7 protein-coding genes are annotated in these 18,746 nt (G+C 76.1%); all 7 read left to right on the top strand.

What is annotated here, in order from left to right; translation table 11 throughout:
• Positions 1-3 precede the first annotated feature (3 nt).
• The 7 genes from entS to ACIGAN_RS29460 all read left to right on the top strand — a co-directional run bounded on the left by entS (position 4) and on the right by ACIGAN_RS29460 (position 18,729).
• Positions 4-1,293 carry an enterobactin transporter EntS gene (gene entS, locus ACIGAN_RS29490; RefSeq protein WP_399862133.1) on the top strand — a complete coding sequence of 430 codons (1,290 nt, stop codon included), beginning with the start codon at positions 4-6 and terminating at the stop codon, positions 1,291-1,293.
• A 23-nt stretch (positions 1,294-1,316) separates the two neighbouring features.
• The gene (locus ACIGAN_RS29485; protein WP_399862132.1) at positions 1,317-2,129 is read left to right on the top strand and encodes an alpha/beta fold hydrolase; all 813 of its coding nucleotides are present in this window, start codon (positions 1,317-1,319) and stop codon (positions 2,127-2,129) included.
• A gap of 70 nt (positions 2,130-2,199) precedes the next feature.
• Positions 2,200-2,628 (top strand): aspartate 1-decarboxylase, encoded by a 429-nt coding sequence (gene panD / locus ACIGAN_RS29480; protein ID WP_365094924.1) that lies wholly within the window; start codon positions 2,200-2,202, stop codon positions 2,626-2,628.
• A 3-nt stretch (positions 2,629-2,631) separates the two neighbouring features.
• Positions 2,632-2,850, top strand: a complete 219-nt coding sequence (locus ACIGAN_RS29475; protein WP_399862130.1) for an MbtH family protein — start codon at positions 2,632-2,634, stop codon at positions 2,848-2,850.
• Entirely contained in the window at positions 2,850-6,203 is a 3,354-nt protein-coding gene (locus tag ACIGAN_RS29470) for a condensation domain-containing protein (protein ID WP_399862128.1), read from the top strand. The genes ACIGAN_RS29475 and ACIGAN_RS29470 overlap by 1 nt, the downstream gene beginning before the upstream one ends.
• A complete protein-coding gene (locus ACIGAN_RS29465; RefSeq protein WP_399862126.1) occupies positions 6,200-10,744 on the top strand; it encodes an amino acid adenylation domain-containing protein in 4,545 nt (1,514 codons plus the stop codon). The genes ACIGAN_RS29470 and ACIGAN_RS29465 overlap by 4 nt, the downstream gene beginning before the upstream one ends.
• On the top strand, positions 10,741-18,729 hold the full coding sequence (locus tag ACIGAN_RS29460) for an amino acid adenylation domain-containing protein (protein ID WP_399862124.1): 7,989 nt from the start codon (positions 10,741-10,743) through the stop codon (positions 18,727-18,729). The genes ACIGAN_RS29465 and ACIGAN_RS29460 overlap by 4 nt, the downstream gene beginning before the upstream one ends.
• The last annotated feature ends 17 nt before the right edge of the window (positions 18,730-18,746 follow it).

The following is an 18,746-nucleotide window of genomic DNA, read 5'->3' as shown; positions in this document are numbered from 1 at the left end:
AGGGTGCGACTGGGAGAAGTCGTCGTCGACGTCACGCCCTTACGGTCCGGCCGGCACTTCCGGCTGCTGTTCGCCACCCAGGCCCTCTCCATGCTGGGCACGCACCTCACCTCGGTCGCGGCCGGCCTCCAGGTCTACGCACTGACCGGATCCTCGGTCCAAGTGGGCCTGATGAGCCTGTCGTTGGGGCTGTCACTGCTGGTCGGCCTGGTCGCGGGCGGGGTGCTCGCCGACCGGGTGGACCGGCGCCGGATCGTACTGGCGACCCGGGCCGCGACCGCCGTGGTGATCGCCGGGCTCGCGGTGAACGCGGCCCTGCCGGACCCGCAGGTGTGGTTCGTGTTCGTGGCCGCCGTCCTGGCGGGCGTCACCGGCGGGCTGGGCGGACCGGCCCTGATGGCCGCCGCACCGGCTCTGGTGGCGCCGGGCCAACTGGCCGCCGCCGGGGCGCTGATGACGCTCACCGCCCAGCTCGGCGCGATGGTCGGCCCCTCCCTCGCGGGGGTGATCGCGGCCGGGCCGGGTGTCGCGCTGTGCTTCGCGGCCGACGCCGTCATCTACGTGGTGGGCCTCGCCCTGCTGGCCCCGCTGCCCCGCCTCGATCCCGAAGGGGCCGGGGAGCCGCAGCACCCGCTGCGGGCCATGGGGGAGGGGCTGCGGTTCCTGCGCGGCAACCAGGTGGTGGCCGGACTGCTGCTGATCGACGTGTGCGCCGTGGTCTTCGCGATGCCGTACGCGCTCTTCCCGGAGCTCGGCACCGAGCACTTCGGCGGTGGCCCGTCCACCGTGGGCCTGCTGTACACCGCCCCCGCCGTCGGCTCCTTCTTCGGGGCGCTCACCAGCGGCTGGACCGGCCGCATCCACCACACCGGCCGGGCCCTGATCGGCGCGGTCGCCCTGTGGGGCGTGGCGATCACCTGCTTCGGCCTCAGCCCCGGCCTGTGGACCGCGCTGGCCTTCCTGGCACTGGCCGGCCTCGGCGACACCGTCTCCGAGATCCTGCGCCGGGCGCTGCTCCAGCATTACACGCCCGACCGCCTCCAGGGCCGCGTCGGCAGCCTGTGGCTGGCCCAGGCCACCGCCGGCCCCTCCGTCGGCAACGTGGAGGCCGGCCTGGTCGCGCGCGGCCTCGGCTCCGCGGCCGGTGCCGCCGCCGTCGGCGGGCTGGTCTGCCTGGCCGGAGTGGCGGCGGTCGCCGTCGCCCTGCCGGGGCTGCGCAAGGCGACCCTGCAGGGGCCGCCCGCCGACGAGGGACGGCCGGCGCCCGCCGCGCCGTCACCGGCCGCCGACTGACCGAGCGCCCTGCGAGGAGAGCCATGCCCAGCGCGATCGTCAACGGAGTGCGCATCCACTACGAGGACACCGGCAGCGGCGAGCCCGTGGTGCTGGTCATGGGCCGCGGCGCCCGCGGCCGCGCCTGGCACCTCCACCAGGTGCCGGCCCTGGTCGACGCCGGGTACCGCGTGGTCACCTTCGACAACCGGGGCGTCCCGCCCAGCGAGGAGTGCCCCGGCGGCTTCACCGTCGACGACCTCGTCGGCGACACCGCCGGCCTCGTCGAGCACCTGGGCCTCGCGCCCTGCCGCCTGGTCGGCGTGTCCCTGGGCGCCTACGTCGTCCAGGAGCTGATGCTGCGCCGGCCCCGGCTGGTACGGCAGGGCGTGCTGATGGCCACCCGGGGCCGGACCGACACGCTGCGTTCCGCCATGGCCGCGGCCGAACGCGCCCTGTACGACGGCGCGGTCACCCTGCCGCCGGCCTACGCGGCGTGGGTGCGGGCGCTGGCGAACCTCTCGCCCGCCACCCTCGGCGACGAACAGCGGGTGCGCGACTGGCTGGACCTCTTCGAGGTGTCGCCCGAGCCCGCCGGTCCGGGCGTGCGCGCCCAGCTCGGCCTGGAGGTCCCCGAGGGGCGGCTGCGGGCCTACCGGCAGATCGAGGTGCCCTGCCTGGTGATCGGCTTCGCGGACGACGTCGTGCTGCCGCCGCACCTGGGGCGCGAGGTCGCCGAGGCCGTTCCGGGCGCCCTCTACCAGGAGATCAAGGGCTGCGGCCACTACGGCTACCTGGAGCGCCCGGACGAAGTGAACCGCGTGCTGCTGGAGTTCTTCCGGAACTCTTCCGTGTAGCCGTTCTTCCGGACACGGCGATGTTGATTTAGGTTAGCCTCACCTAAGTGCTACTCCTCAGGGGGTCATGGTGCAGCGCACCTTGCTCAACGGCAAGATCCACCGAGCCACCGTCACCCAGGCCGATCTGCACTACGTAGGGTCCCTGACGATCGATCAGGACCTCATGGACGCCGCCGACATCACCGAGGGCGAGCAGGTCCACGTGGTCGACATCGACAACGGCGCCCGGCTCACCACCTACGCCATCACCGGCGCGCGCGGCACCGGCGTCATCGGCGTCAACGGGGCCGCAGCCCACCTCGTCCACCCCGGCCACCTCGTGATCATCATGTCGTTCGCCGCGCTCGACGAGGCCGAACGGGCCGCCCACAGCCCCCGCGTCGTCCACGTCGACCGGGCCAACCGGATCCTCGCGCTCGGCGCGGATCCGGCCGAGCCGGTGCCCGGGGCGCCGGAGCAGTACTCGGGAGCCGTCACCCAGCAGAAGGGGAACTGAGCCATGGTCAACCCGTTCGACGACGACAGCGGCGTCTTCCGCGTCCTGGTGAACGACGAGGGCCAGTACTCGCTGTGGCCGGACTTCGCGCCCGTACCGGCCGGCTGGGAGAGCGTGCACGGCCCGGACACCCGGGCCGCCTGCCTGGAGCACATCGAGCGGCACTGGACGGACATGCGCCCGCGCAGCCTGGCCGAGGCCATGCGCGGAGCCGGCGACTGATGGCGCCCCGCCCGGTCGTGGAGGACGTCCTCCCCCTGTCCCCGACCCAGGAGGGCATGGTCTTCCACGCCCTGTACGACGAGCACGCCCCGGACGTCTACACCGGCCGGCTCGTCATCCGGCTCGAAGGGCCCCTGGACGCGGGCCGGTTGCGCACGGCCGCGGACGCCCTGCTGGCCCGGCACGCCAACCTCCGGGCCGCCTTCCGCACCCAGCGGTCGGGCCGGCCCGTGCAGGTGATCGCCGGCGGCGTCCGCACGCCGTGGCGCCACACCGACCTGTCCGGGCTGCCGCCCGCCGAGCGGCAGCAGGCGTTCGAGGAACTGCTCGCCCGGGACCGGGAGACCCGCTTCGACCTGGCACGCCCACCGCTGCTGCGGATCCGGCTGGTGGCCTTCGGCGACCGGGACCACCGGCTGCTGATCTCCTCCCACCACCTGCTCTGGGACGGCTGGTCGGCGCCCGTGCTGGTCCGCGAGCTGTTCCGCCTCTACACCTCGGGCGGCGACCCGGCCGTCCTGCCCCCGGCACGGCCCTACCGCGACTACCTCGCGTGGCTGGCCCGCCAGGACCGCGCGGCCGCCGAACAGGCCTGGCGGGACGCCCTGCAGGACCTCGACGAGCCGTGCCTCCTCGCCCCGGCGGCCCGCGACCTGCCCGCCGGACAGCCCGGGCGGCACGTGGTGGAACTGTCCCGGCGGGAGACCGAGACCCTCAACGCCACCGCCCGCGCGCACGGCGTGACCGTCAGCACGGTGCTGCAGGGCCTGTGGGCGGTGCTGCTCGCCCGGCACACCGGCCGGCTCGACGTGGTCCTCGGCGCGACGGTGTCCGGCCGCGACGCCGACGTGCCCGGCATCGAGGCGATGGTCGGCCTGTTCATCACCACCCTGCCGGTCCGGGTGCGGTTACGCCCCGGCGAGCCGCTGAGCCGCCTGCTCCGGCGGATCCAGGCCGAGCGGTCGGCCCTGCTCGGCCACGAGCACCTCGGCCTGGCCGGCATCCAGCGGGCCGCCGGGCACGACCTGCTCTTCGACACGCTGCTGGTGTTCGAGAGCTACCCCATCGACGACCAGGGCATCGCCGACGCCCTGGGCCCCGACGGCCCCCGCATGACCGAGGTGTCGGCCCGCGACGCCACGCACTATCCCCTGACCCTCACCGCCCTGCCCGGCGACCGGCTCACCCTCACCTTCAGCCACCACCCGACGGCGCTCGACGAGGCGACGGTCACCGGCATCGCGGCCGGACTGCACCGGCTCGTCCGGACGTTCACCGAGGAGCCCGACCGGCCGGTGGGACGGCTGGACACGGGACCGGCCGACCCGAGCCGGGACGCCGCCCCCACCGGGCGGCGGCACACCACCGTCCGCGCACTCCTCGAAGAGCAGGCCGCCCGCACGCCGCACGCCCCGGCCGTCCACCACGGGGACACCACCGTCTCCTTCGCCGAACTCGACGCCGCCGCCGACGGGTTGGCCGCCGCGCTGCTCGGCCGCGGCGCCGGACCCGAGACCATCGTCGCGGTCGCCCTGCCGCGCGGACCCGACCTCGTCACCGCCCTGATCGCCGTCCTCAAGACCGGGGCGGCCTGCATGCCCCTCGACCCCGCCTACCCGCCCGCGCGCATCGCCCTCATGCTCGGGGACGCCCGGCCCCGGCTCGTGGTCAGCGACCGGGAGACGGCCCGGCGGCTCGCCCTCGCCCCGGAGTCCGTGTGCGACCCCGGCGCGACGGGCACCGCCACGGCACGCCCGGCGCTGTCACCCGACCACCCGGCATACGTCGTGTTCACCTCCGGCTCCACCGGCCGCCCCAAGGGCGTGCTCGGCACCCAGCGCGCCCTGGCCAACCGGCTCGCCTGGGGCAGGGAACTGACGGACGGCCCGGGCGGCGCGCGCGTCGCCAAGAGCCCGATCAGCTTCATCGACGGCCTGACCGAACTGCTCGGCGCGCTGGTCGCCGGCGAGGCGGTGGCCCTCGCCGACGACGCGTCGGCCGGCGACCCGGCCGCGCTGGCCGCGCTGGCCGACCGGCACGGGGCCACCGTGCTCACCGCGGTGCCCAGCCTCCACGGCACCCTGGTGGAGTCCGCCCCGCCGGGCGGCTTCGCCTCGGTGCGCACCTGGATCTCCAGCGGCGAGCCCCTGACCACCGACCTGGCCCACCACCTCACCACCCGCTGGCCCAACTCCCGCCTGGTCAACCTCTACGGCTGCTCGGAGGCCGCGGGCGACAGCCTGGCCCACGTGTACACCCCCGAGGACCTCACGGCGCCCCGGCCGGCCGGCACAGCACGGCCGCTGCCGGGCCGGACCCCCGGCACCCCCTCCCCGCCGGACGGGTTCGGCACCCCTGACACCCCTCACACCCCTGACACCCCTGCGTCCCCGCCCGTCGGGCCCGTCGGCCCCGCCGGGTCACCCGGCCGGCCGGTCACCGGGTCCGTTCCGCTCGGGCGGCCCATCGCCGGTACGCGGGTGTACGTACTGGACCCGTTCCTGCGCCCCGCGCCCGTCGGTGCCGCCGGGGAGCTGTATCTCGCCGGGGACGGGCTCGCCCGCGGCTATCTCGGCCGGCCCGGGCGCACCGCCGAGCGGTTCGTCGCCGACCCCTTCGGCCCGCCCGGCAGCCGCCTCTACCGCACCGGCGACCTCGCCCGGCTCCGGCCCGACGGCACGGTCGAGTTCCTGGGCCGGGCCGACCAGCAGGTCAAGATCCGGGGCTTTCGCGTCGAGCCCGGTGAGGTCGAGGCCGCGGCCCGTGCCCTGCCGGGCGTGCGCCGGGCCGCGGTCGTGGCCCGCCAGGACGGCACGGCACCGCGGCGGCTCGTGGCGTACGTCGAACCCGAGCCCGGCGGCGACGGCGTACCGGACCCGGCCGCCCTGCGGCACGCGCTCGCCGAGCGCCTCCCCGCGCCGTGCGTCCCGGCCGCCGTGGTGGTGCTGCCCGCGCTGCCGCTCACCCCCAGCGGCAAGCTCGACCGCCGCGCGCTGCCCGCGCCCGACTTCACCCGGACGAGCACCTTCGAACCGCCGCGCACCGAACCGGAGAAGGCGCTGTGCGGACTGTTCGCCGAGGTCCTCGGAGTCGAACGGATCGGCGTCCACGACGACTTCTTCGCCCTCGGCGGCGACAGCATCGTCTCGGTCCGGCTGGCCGACCGCGCCCGCAGGGCGGGACTCGCCCTGTCCCCCCGGGACGTGTTCACCCACCGCACCCCGGCCGCCCTCGCCCGCGCACGGCCGGACGCCACCGCACCCGGGGAGCCGTTCACCGCGACCGCGGCGCCGCTGGTGTCGCTCAGCCCGTCGCAGCTCGACAACGTCAAGGCGAGGTGGAGGAGCCGATGAGCACAGAGCCCGCCGGGGCGGCGGACGGCACCCTGGTGGAGGACGTGCTGCCGCTGTCCCCGCTGCAGCAGGGCCTGCTGTTCCACGCCCTGTTCGACGAGGCCGCGCAGGACGTCTACACCATGCAGTCCCTCGTGGAGATCGAGGGCCCGCTGCGCCCCGGGCCGCTGCGCGCCGCCGCCGAGGAACTCGTCGCCCGGCACGCCGTGCTGCGCAGCGCCTTCCTGCACGAGGACGACATGGACGAGCCGGTACAGGTCGTCCTCAAGGAGGTCCCCGTCGACTGGCGGGAGGCCACCGCCGCCGGCGAGGCGGACGTGGAGCGCCTCGTCGCCGCCGACGCCGCCACCCGCTTCGACCCGACCGACCCGCCCCTGCTGCGTCTGACCCTGATCGACCGGGGCGAGGACCGCAGCCTGCTCGTCCTCACCAACCACCACCTGCTCCTGGACGGCTGGTCGATCCCGCTGCTCCTGCGCGAACTCCTCCAGCTGTACGCCCACCGGACCGCCCCCGGCCGCTGTGCGCCGCCGCCCGCTCCACGGCCTTACCGGGACTTCCTCGCCTGGCTGGCGAGCCGGGACCGGGAGGCGTCCGGCCGGGCCTGGCGCCGGGCGCTGGCCGGGGCGGCACCGACCCTGCTGGCCCCGGCGGCCGCCGCCCTCGTGCCCGTCCCGCCCGAACTGCACACCCTGCGGCTGTCCGAGGACCTCACCGCCGGCGTGCAGCGGACCGCCCGCGCCCGGGGCGTCACCGTCAACACCGTCGTGCAGGGCCTGTGGGCCCTGCTGCTGGCCCGCCTGACCGGCCGGGACGACGTGGTCTTCGGCGCGACCGTGGCGGGGCGGCCCGCCGAACTCGCCGGCGCCGAGTCGATGATCGGCCTGTTCATCAACACCGTGCCCGTACGGGTGTCCGTGCCGCCGGGGGAGCCGGCCGCCGCCTACCTGCGCCGGCTGCAGGACGAGCAGTCCCGCCTGATGGACCACCAGTACCTCGGGCTCACCGAGATCCAGCGCCTCGCCGGTGCCGGCGACCTCTTCGACACCCTGCTCGTCTTCGAGAACTACCCGGTCGACCGGGCGGCGGTGGCCCGTGCCGAGGCCGAGGCCGGGCTGCGGATCCGCGACGTCCGGGGCTCCGGCGCCACCCATTACCCCCTGACCCTGGCCGTCCTCGCCGAGGAGCGCCTCGGCGTGGTCTTCGAGTTCCGGCCCGACTGCTACGACCGTCCGTCCGTCCAGCGGCTCGCCGGGCGCTTCGAGCAGCTCGTCCGCGCGGTCGTGGCGGCACCCGACACGCCCCTCGCGGCACTCGACGTCCTCGCCCCCGAGGAGCGGGCCGCGCTGCTCGCCCGCGGCAGGACGGAACGGCCGCCCGCCCCGCACGCCACCCTGCCGGAGATCTTCCGGGAACGAGCCGCCCGGACCCCGGACGCGGTGGCCGTCGCCGGCGGCGGGCGGCGGCTCACCTTCGCCGAGGTCGACACCGAGGCCAACCGGCTGGCCCGGCTGCTGGCCGGCTTCGGCGCCGGGCCGGAGCGGATCGTCGCCCTGGCCCTGCCGCCCACGCCCGACACCGTCACCGCGCTGCTCGCCGTGCAGAAGGCGGGCGCCGCCTATCTGCCCCTCGACCCCGCCTGGCCCGAGGAGCGGATCGCCGGCATGCTCGCCGACGCCCGGCCCGTCGCCCTCGTCGCCACCACCGGCACCGCCCCCGGCCCCGCCGCCCTCGGCGACGTGCCCGCGCTCCTCCTCGACGACCCCGGCACCCGGAGGCGTCTCGCGGACGCGGACGGCGGCGACCTCACGGACGCCGACCGCACCGGACCGCTGCTGCCCGAGCACCCCGCGTACGTCATCTACACCTCCGGCTCCACCGGCCGCCCCAAGGCCGTCGTCGTGCCCCAGCGGGCGATCGTCAACCTCTACGCCGCCCACCACGCCGCCCTGCACACACCGGCCTCGGCGGCGGCCGGCGGCCGGCCGCTGCGCATCGGACACGCCTGGCCGACGGCCTTCGACGCCTCCTGGCAGCCCCTGCTGTGGATGTTCGCCGGACACGAACTGCACCTGGTGCCCGAGGACGTCCGCCGCGACCCCGACGCGCTGCGCGCCTTCCTCGCCGGGAACCGCATCGAGTTCATCGAGCTGTCCCCGTCCCTGCTCGCCGAGGTCGTCGCGCACGGCGGCGACTGGCGGGGCGAACTGAAGGTGCTGGGCGTCGGCGGCGAGGCCGTGCCGCCCGACCTGTGGCGCGTCCTGAGGGAGACCCCCGGACTGGCAGCGCACAACCTGTACGGGCCCACCGAGTGCACCGTCGACTCCGCCGACTGCGACCTCGCGCTCAGCGACCGGCCCGCCATCGGCCGGCCCGTGGCCGGCGCCACCCTGTACATCCTCGACGGGCACCTCAACCCCGTACCGGCCGGTGTCGACGGCGAGTTGTACATCGCCGGGGCGGGACTGGCCCGCGGCTACCTCCGCCGCCCCGGGACCACCGCGAGCCGCTTCGTCGCCGATCCGTTCGCCCTGCGCCCCGGCGCCCGCATGTACCGCACCGGGGACATCGCCCGGTGGACCCCGGACGGCCTGGTGGAGTGCCTCGGCCGCGTCGACGACCAGGTCAAGATCAGGGGCTACCGCATCGAACCCGGCGAGATCGAGGCGGTCCTGCTCGACCACCCGCTCGTCGCACGGGCCGCGGTCGTCGTCCGCGAGGACACCCCGGGCGTACGCCGCCTCGTCGCCTACGTCGTCACCGCCCCGGCCGCCCCGCCCGCCGGGGAGACGGCGGAGCTGCTGCGCCGCGCGGCCGCCGCCGTCCTGCCCGACCACATGGTGCCGTCGGCGTTCGTCCCGGTCGACGCGTTCCCCCTCACCCTCAACGGCAAGCTCGACACCACCGCGCTCCCGGCCCCGTCCCGCGCCGCCGGGCCCACCGCGCAACCGCCGCGCACCGCGGCCGAGAAGCGACTCGCCGCACTCTTCGCGCAGGTCCTCGGAGTGGACTCGGTGGGCGTGCACGACAACTTCTTCACACTCGGCGGCGACAGCATCGTCTCCATGCGCCTGGTCGGCCGGGCCCGCGCCGCCGGTCTCGCGCTCTCCCCGCGCGACGTGTTCGAACACCCCACCGTCGCGGAGCTCGCGGCGGCCCTGGGCACCGCCCGGCGCCCGGACGCGGACCCGGACGCCGGCGTCGGCGACATCCCGCTGACCCCGGCGCTCGCCGCGCTCGTCGCGCAGGACGCCCCCGTCGGCTCCCTCGCCCAGGCCCGCTTCCTGCGCACCCCGCCCGGCCTGGACCTCGACGGCCTGCACCGCACGGTCCAGACCGTCCTGGACCGGCACGACCTGCTGCGCGCCACCCTCGCGCCCGACGAGCGAGGCACCTGGCGCCTGCGCACCGCCCCGCCGGGCACCGTCCGCGCCCCGGACCGCGTACGGCGCACCGACGCCGCCCGGCTCGACCACGCCACGATCGGCGCCCGCGTGCCCGGCGCCTTCGAGGAACTCGCCGCCGGACTCGACCCCGCCACCGGGGCGGTGGCGCGGTTCTTGTGGTTCGACACCGGGCCGGACCGCGAAGGACGCCTGCTGGTCGTCCTGCACCACCTGGCGGCCGACGCCGCCTCCTGGGGCATCCTCACCGCCGACCTCGCCGCGGCCTGGCACGGCACCCCCCTGCCGGCGCCCGGCACGTCCTTCCGGGAGTGGGCCCGGGCCCTGCGGGCCGAGGCCGTCTCGCCGCGCCGCACCGCCGAACTCGCCCACTGGACGGCCGTGTCGGGCCGGAGCGAACCGGAACCGGGCGCCGCCGCACCGGACCCCGCCCGGGACACCCTGGCCACCGTGCGCCACCATGAGACGACCCTCGGCCCGGACCTCACCGCACGCCTCCTCGCCCACCCCGTGCGGGACGTGCTGCTGGCGGCGCTCGCCCTGGCCGTCCCGGCCTGGCGGCGCGCACTCGGCCGCCCCGCCCCGGACGACTCCGTCCTCGTCGCCCTGGAAGGGCACGGCCGCGAGGAGCAACTCCTGCCGGACGCCGACCTGTCGGGCACCCTCGGCCGGTTCACCACCGTCTTCCCCGTACGCCTCGACCCCGGCGACGCACCCCCCGCCGAGCAGCTCCGGCGGGTGCGCGAGCAGGTGGCCGCCGCGCCCGACCACGGCATCGGCCACGGCCTGCTGCGCCACCTCAACCCGGACACCGCCCCCCTCCTCGCCGGGCTCCCGGAGCCCCGCATCCAGGTCAACTACCTGGGCCGGATGACCCTCGGCGAGCAGACCGGGGACGCCGCGTTCACCGGCGCCCCCGAGACGGGCGCCGTGGGCGGACGGGCCGACCCCGCGACACCGGTCCGGTACCCGCTGGTCCTCGACGCGCTGATCAGCGACGGCCCGGACGCCGGCGGCCCGGTCCTCACGGCCCGCTGGCACTGGCCACAGCGGCTCTTCACACAGGCGCAGACCGAGCGGCTCGGCGCGCTGTGGACCGCTTCCCTCGAACGGCTGCTGAAAGGCGGAGACCAGTGACCGACACCCAGGCGGCCCCGCCCGGTGATCTCGCGGCCCGCAAGCGAGAACTGCTGCGCCGCAGACTGCGCAACGCGGGCCTGGCCGACACCCCCGTGCCCGCCGAGCGGATCCCGCCCCGGCCCCGGGACGCGGGCCCGCTGCCCCTGTCGTACGCCCAGTCCCGGATGTGGCTGCTCCAGCAGCTCGACCCGGCCAGCCCCGCCTATAACGTCTGCCTGGCCATCCGGCTGCGCGGCCCGCTCGACGTCCACGCGCTGCGCACCGCCCTGGCCGGCCTGCTCGCCCGGCACGAGGTGCTGCGCACCCGGTATCCCGCGGCCGACGACGGAACCCCCCACCAAGTCGTCGACACCACGGCCCAGTTGCGCTTCGAGACGGCCGACCTGCACGCCCTGCCCGCCGGCGAGCGGGACCAGCGGGCCGCCGCCCTGGCCCGCACCGCCTCCGCGACCCCGTTCGACCTCACCGCCGACCACCCCCTGCGGGCCCTGCTGGTCCGGCGCGACGACCACGACCACACCCTCGTGCTGACGGTGCATCACATCGCCTGGGACGGCGGCACCTTCGACGCCCTGTCCCGCGACCTGAGCACCCTCTACCAGGCCGCACTCGCGGGCGAGGACGCGGGACTCGCCGAACTGCCCGCCCAGTACGCCGACTTCGCGCTGTGGCAGCGCACCACCTTCACCGACGAGCGGCTCGCCGGCCACCTCGACCACTGGCGCACCGCCCTGGTCCCGCCGCCCCGCCCTCTGGACCTGCCCACCGACGCACCCCGCGCGCCCCGGCCCGACGCGCACGGCGGCCGCCGCTTCCACACCTTCGCGCCCGAGGTCACCGACCGGCTCACCGCCTTCGCCCGCACGGCCGGCGCCACCCCGTTCATGGTGCTGCTCGCCGGCCTCGCCGCCCTGCTCCACCGCCTCACCGGAGCCACCGACATCCCCGTCGGCTCGGCCGTGATGAACCGCGACCTGCCCGGACTCGACCGGCTGGTCGGCAACTTCGGCAACACCCTGGCCCTGCGCGCCGACCTCGAGGGCGACCCCGGCACCGGCGAACTAGTCGAGCGGGTCCGCGCGTTGTGCACCGAGGCCTACGCCCACCAGGACATGCCGTTCGACCTGCTGGTGGAGCGGCTGCGGCCGGAGCGGCACCCGGGCCGGGCCGTCTGGTTCGACGTCATGCTGCTCTTCCTCACCCAGGGCCTCCAGGGGCCGCGGCTGCCCGGCGTGAGCGCCGAGTGGGAGACCGTCCACAACGACACCACCCAGTTCGACCTGTCGCTGGAGGCCTTCCTCACCGGCGGACAGCTGCGCATCGAAGCCACCTACCGCAGTGCCCTGTTCACCCCGGAGACCGTCGACCGGCTGCTGCACCGGCTGGAGACGCTCCTCGCCGCCGGACTCGCCGACCCCGAACGGCCCGTCTCGCGCCTGCCGTTGATGCCCGCCGGAGAGGAACAGCAGGTGCTGGGGGAGTGGAACGCCACCGCCCGGCCCGTCCCCGGCACCACCCTGTCCGCCCTGCTCACCGAGCAGGCCGCCCGCACCCCCGACGCGCCGGCGCTCATCCACGAGAGCGGCACGCTCGGCCACGCCGCCCTCCACGCCCGCGCCAACCGCCTGGCCCGGCTGCTGATCGCCCACGGCGCCGGCCCGGAGCACCGCGTCGCCGTGGCCCTCGACCGGGGACCCGACCTGGTCGTGGCGCTCCTCGCGATCCTCCAGGCGGGCGCCGCGTACGTCCCCCTGGACACCGGGTACCCGGCCGAACGCCTCGCCGTGATGATCGAGGACGCCACCCCGGCCCTCGTGGTGACGTCGAGCGGCGCCGCCGGCCGTCTCCCAACCCGCACGGCACCCACGCTCCTGCTCGACGACCCGGGCGTGCGCGACCGCCTGGCCGCACACGGCCCCGCGCCCGTCACCGACGCGGAACGGCTCGCGCCGCTGCGGCCGGGCCACCCCGCGTACGTCATCTTCACCTCCGGCTCCACCGGCCGCCCCAAGGGCGTCGTCGTCCCGCACGCCGCGATCGTCAACCGGCTGCTGTGGATGCGGGACACCTACCGCCTCGGCCCCGGGGACCGGGTGCTGCAGAAGACCCCGGCGGGCTTCGACGTCTCCGTCTGGGAGTTCTTCTGGCCGCTGATCACCGGGGCGGCACTGGTCCTGGCCCGGCCCGGCGGGCACGGAGACCCCGCCCACCTCGCCTCCCTGATCCGCGAACAGCGGGTGACCACCGCCCACTTCGTCCCGTCGATGCTGCGGGTCTTCCTCGACGACCCCGCCGCCGCACAGGCCCGCGGCGTGCTGCGCCGCATCGTGTGCAGCGGCGAGGCCCTGCCGGCGGACCTCGCCGAACACTGCGCCCGCCTGCTGCCCGGCACCGACCTGCACAACCTCTACGGCCCGACCGAGGCCGCCGTCGACGTCACCGCCTGGCCCTGCGCCGACGGCACACGCTCCGCCTCCGGCTCCGTGCCCATCGGGCGCCCGGTGTGGAACACCCGCACCCTCGTCCTGGACAGCGCCCTGCGCCCGGTGCCGCCCGGCGTGGCGGGCGAGCTGTACCTCGCCGGGACCCAGCTCGCCCGCGGCTATCTCGGGCGGCCCGCCCTGACCGCGGCCCGCTTCGTCGCCGACCCCTACGGCCCGCCCGGCGGCCGCCTCTACCGCACCGGCGACGTGGTCCGCTGGACCCACCACGGCGCCCTGGAGTTCCTCGGCCGCGCCGACGACCAGGTGAAGATCCGCGGCTTCCGCGTCGAGCCCGGCGAGAGCGAGGCCGCCCTGGCCGCCCTGCCCGGGGTGTCCCAGGCCGCGGTCACCGTACGCCGCGACACCGACGGCGACCCCCGCCTGGTCGCCTACGCCGTCCCCCGGCCCGGCTCCCGCCCGGACCCCCTGGACGTGCGCCGGGACCTCGCCCGCACCCTGCCGGACCACCAGGTGCCCGCCGCGGTCGTCGTGCTGGACGCCCTGCCGCTGACCCCCCACGGCAAACTCGACCGCGCCGCCCTGCCCGGCCCCGACCTGGCGGCGCTCACCACCGCCACCGCCCCCCGCACCGAGGCCGAGGCGACCCTGTGCCGCCTCTTCGCCGAGCTGCTCGGGCTGCCCTCGGTCGGCGTCCACGACGCGTTCTTCGCGCTCGGCGGCCACTCCTTGCTCGCCACCCGCCTCGTCGCCCGCGTCCGCGCCGAGCACGGCGTCGACCTGCCGCTGCGGGCCGTCTTCGACACCCCCACCGCGGCCGCCCTGGCACCCCTGCTGGACACGCCCGCCCGGCGGCGTCCCGCCCTGCGCCCCGCCGCCCGGCGCCCCGATCCGCTGCCGCTGTCCTTCGCCCAGTCCCGGCTGTGGTTCCTGTACCGGCTGGAAGGGCCGACCCCCACCTACAACCTCCCCACCGCCGTCCGGCTGGGCGGCCCCCTCGACCCGGCGGCCCTGCGGGCGGCGCTCCAGGACGTCGTGGACCGCCACGAGGCCCTGCGCACGGTCTACCCCGACGACGACGGCGTGCCCCGGCAGGAGATCCGCACGGACGCGCACGTGCCCTTCGACACGGTCACCGCGTCCGACGCCGATGCCGACGCGCTGCTCGCCCGGGCCGCCGCCCACTGCTTCGCCCTCGACCGCGAGATCCCCGTCCGCGCCACCCTCGTGACCCTCGCCCCCGGCGACCACGTGCTGCTCCTGCTCGTCCACCACATCGCCACCGACGGCTGGTCGGCCGAGCCGCTGCTGCGCGACCTGGAGACCGCCTACGCCGCCCGCCGCGCCGGCACGCCCCCCGCCTGGCCGCCGCTCGCCGTGCAGTACGCCGACCACACCCTGTGGCAGCGCGACCTGTTCGACGAGGAGCACACCGCCCGCGAGGTCCGCTCCTGGGCCCGGCGCCTGGAAGGGCTCCCGGAGGAACTCCAGCTGCCCGTCGACCGGCCGCGCCCGGCCGTACCCGGCCACCGGGCCGGCGCCGTCGACTTCACCCTCGACGCCGCGACCCACCGGGCCCTGCGCGACCTGTCCGCCGAGGCCGGCGGCACCGTCTTCATGGCCCTCCAGGCCACCCTGGCCGTCCTGCTGGCCCGGCTGGGCGCCGGGGACGACATCCCGCTCGGCACCCCGGTCGCCGGCCGTGCCGACCCGGCCCTGGACGACCTGGTGGGCCTGTTCGTCAACACCCTCGTGCTGCGCACCGACGTCTCCGGCGACCCGGCGTTCCGCGCCCTGCTCACCCGGGTGCGCGAGGCCGACCTGGACGCCTACGCCCACCAGGAGCTGCCCTTCGAACGGCTGGTGGACGCGCTCGCGCCCACCCGCTCCATGGGCCGCCACCCGCTGTTCCAGGTCATGCTCGCCCACCAGCAGGCCCCGCCCGCCGCCCGGGACTTCGCCGGACTCACCCTGACCGAGCGGCGGGTCCCCTTCCACACCGCCAAGACCGACCTGGCGTTCCACGTGTTCGAGCGCGCCGACGCCGGGGGCATCGACGGCTCCCTGGTCTACAGCGAGGACCTGTACGACCCGGACACCGCGCGGGAGACGACCGAGCGGTTCGTCCGCCTGGCCGGTGAACTGGCCCGGCACCCGGACCGCCCGGTGGGCGCGGCCGACGTCCTCATCCCGCGCGAACGGCACCTGCTGCTGCACGAGTGGAACGACACCGCCCACTCCATGCCGGCCACCACCCTCACCGCGCTGGTGGAGGAGCAGGTCGCCGAGGTCCCGCACCTCGTGGCCGTCGAGTACGGCGTCCCCGGCGGCCCCGCCCTCACCTACGCCGAACTCGACGCCCTGGCGGGCGGTCTGGCACGGCGGCTCGCCGCCCTGGGCGTGGGCCCCGAGTGCCGCGTCGGCATCCACCTGGAACGCTCCGTGGAGATGGTCGTCGCTCTGCTCGCGGTGCTGAAGGCCGGCGGCGCCTTCGTGCCGCTGGAGCCGTCCTGGCCGGGCCGCCGCATCGCCGAGGTGTGCCGGAGCGCGGCCCTGACCGCCGTCCTCGGCCGACCGGGCGACGCCGACGCCCTCGGGCGGGACATCCTCGGGCCGGACGCGCCGCCCGTCGTCGAGGTCACTCTCGACGGACCCACGGCCCACCACCCCGGCGTCGCCGTCGACCCCGAGGGCCTGGCCTACGTCATCTACACCTCCGGCTCGACCGGTGTGCCCAAGGGCGCCATGATCCGGCACCGGGCCATCGCGCACCGGCTGCTGTGGCAGCGCGGCCTGCTCGGGTTCGGCACCGGCGACGCGGCCCTGTTCAAGGCACCGCTCGGCTTCGACATCTCCATCAACGAGATCTTCCTGCCGCTCGTCAACGGCGGCCGCGTGGTGATCGCCGAACCCGGCGGCGAACGGGACACCGACTACCTCCTCGACACGGTCGAGCGGCACCGGGTGACCTTCACCTACCTGGTCTCCTCGATGCTCGACCTGCTCCTGGAGCTGGACGGCTTCGCCCGCCGCGCCGCCTCGCTGAAACACGTGTGGTGCGGCGGCGAGGTGCTCACCCCCGAGCTGTTCGCCCGCTTCCGCGAGGCCTGCGCGGCGGTGATGTACCACGGCTACGGCCCGGCCGAGGCCACCATCGGCGTCAGCCACGTCGTGTACCGCACCGGCGCCGTCCGCAGCGCCGTCTCCATCGGCCGGCCCAACCGGGACACCCGCCTGTACGTCCTGGACGAACGGCTGCAGCCCGTCCCGGTGGGCGTGCCCGGCGAGTTGTACGCGGGCGGCGTCTACCTCGGCCGGGGCTACGTCAACGACCCGCGCCGCACCGCCGCCCACTTCGTCGCCGACCCGTTCGGCCCACCCGGCGAGCGCCTCTACCGCACCGGCGACATGGTCCGCTGGACCGCCGACGGCACCCTGGAGTTCCTTGGCCGCGCCGACCACCAGGTGAAGATCCGCGGCATGCGCGTGGAACTGGAGGAGATCGAGGCGGTCCTGGAACAGCACCCGGGCGTCCGGCGCGGCGTGGTGGTCCTCCGCGAGGACGCCCCGGGCGTCCGGCAGCTCGCCGGCTACTGCCTGGCCGCACCCGGTGTCCTGCCCGCTCTGCGCGACTGGCTGAGCGAGCGGCTGCCCGCGCACATGGTGCCGCGCACCCTCACCGCGCTGGACGCCTTCCCGCTGCTGCCCTCCGGCAAGGTGAACCGGGCCGGTCTGCCCGCCCCCGAGTCCGCCGCCGGCGGCACCTCCCGGGAACCCGCGAACGACCGCGAACGCCGGCTCTGCGCCCTGTTCGCCTCCGTCCTCGGCCTCGAACGGGTCGGCGTCGACGACGACTTCTTCCGGCTGGGCGGCGACAGCATCGTCTCCATCCGGCTGGTGACCCTCGCCCGCAAGGCCGGCCTGCCCCTCAGCCCCCGGCAGGTGTTCCAGTCGCCCACCCCGGCCGGACTCGCCGCGGCCGCCGGGGACACCGGGCACACCGCCACGGGGGACATCGGGCACACCGCCACGGCCGGGACGCCCGCCGACGACGACCCGCTGGGCGACGTCGGGCTCACCCCGGTCATGCGGTGGGCGGCCGGCCCCGACGGCTCCTGGGACGGCCTCGCCCAGGCCGTCCTCCTCGTCACGCCCGACGGCCTGACCGACGACGACGCCACCACCGTCCTGCAGACCCTCCTGGACCGGCACGACATGCTCCGCGCCCGGCTGGCGGACGACGGCAGCCACCTCACGGTCCCCGCCGAGGGCACCGTGCGCGCGAGCGACCTGCTGACCCGCGCAACGGACACCGGCCTGCACGAGCAGCTGGAGAAGGCGGCGGCCCGCCTGGACCCGCGGACCGGACGGATGCTCCAGGCGGTGCTGCTCGGCACCGACCGCCTGCTCCTGGTCGCCCACCATCTCGTCGTGGACGGCGTGTCCTGGCGGATCATCACCGCCGAACTCGCCGACGCCTGGCAGGCCCTGCGGTCCGGGACGGCCACGCCCGCGCGGCGGGGCACCTCGTTCCGCCGCTGGAGCGGTCTGCTGGCCGAGCAGGCCCGCACACCGCGGCGGACGCGCGAACTGCCCTGGTGGACCGAGACGCTGGCACGCGGACGGCCCCTGCTGGAGCAGGCCCTCGACCCCGCCCGGGACACCGCGGCGACCGTGCGGGAGGAGACGCTCGTGCTCCCCGCGGACCTGACCGCCCCCCTGCTGACGACGGTGCCCGCCGCCTACCGGGCCGCCGTGGTGGACGTGCTGCTGAGCGCCTTCGCGGTGGCGGCGGCCGCCTGGCGCGAGGAGCGCGGCGACCTCGCGGGCCGTTCGCTGCTCGTCGGGCTCGAAGGCCACGGGCGCGAGGAGGAACTCGCCGAGGGCGTCGACCTGTCGTCCACGGTGGGCTGGTTCACCACCCTGTACCCCGTCGCCCTCGACCCGGGCCCCCTCGACCTCGACGAGGCCCTGCGCGGCGGCCCGGCCGCGGGCACGGCCCTGAAGCGGACCAAGGAGCAGCTGCGCGCCGTACCGGACCACGGCATCGGCTACGGCCTGCTGCGCCACCTCAACCCCGCCACCGCTGACCGGCTGGCCGAACACCCGCATCCCCAGGTCGTGTTCAACTACCTCGGCCGGTTCACCGCCGCCGCCTCCGGGGCCCAACCCTGGGAACTCGCCCCGGAGGCCCCGGTCCTCGGCGTGCCGCAAGAGGGCGGCCGGCCCGCCGCGTCCGGGCTCGAGGTCAACGCCGTCGCCGTCGAACGGGCCGGCGGGGTCCGGCTGCACGTCTCGGCCGCCGCCCCGCGGGCCTTCCTCGCCCCCTCCGCGACCCGCGCCCTGCTGACGCTGTGGGAACGGGCGCTGCGCGGTCTGGTGCGGCACGCGGACGCCGCCCCGGCGGGCGGGCTCACCCCGTCGGACCTGCCCTTGGTGGCCCTGACCCAGGAGGACATCGAGGACTTCGAGCACGCCTTCGAGCACGACAGCGACGGCTTCGACGACAACGACGGCTTCGACGACAACGACGGCTTCTGAGGCACAGCGGAGGAACC

It is taken from the genome of Streptomyces sp. NPDC085931 (genome assembly GCF_044540565.1).
Classification (GTDB): domain Bacteria; phylum Actinomycetota; class Actinomycetes; order Streptomycetales; family Streptomycetaceae; genus Streptomyces.
Note: the sequence above shows the minus strand (reverse complement) of the source record. Positions and strands in the feature narration are given on the sequence as shown.

What these genes read in the sequence shown, in the direction of transcription:
- ACIGAN_RS29485 (WP_399862132.1), top strand. Translation starts at nt 1,317, where the DNA reads ATGCCCAGCGCGATCGTCAACGGAGTGCGCATCCACTACGAGGACACC.
- ACIGAN_RS29475 (WP_399862130.1), top strand. Translation starts at nt 2,632, where the DNA reads ATGGTCAACCCGTTCGACGACGACAGCGGCGTCTTCCGCGTCCTGGTG.
- ACIGAN_RS29470 (WP_399862128.1), top strand. Translation starts at nt 2,850, where the DNA reads ATGGCGCCCCGCCCGGTCGTGGAGGACGTCCTCCCCCTGTCCCCGACC.
- ACIGAN_RS29465 (WP_399862126.1), top strand. Translation starts at nt 6,200, where the DNA reads ATGAGCACAGAGCCCGCCGGGGCGGCGGACGGCACCCTGGTGGAGGAC.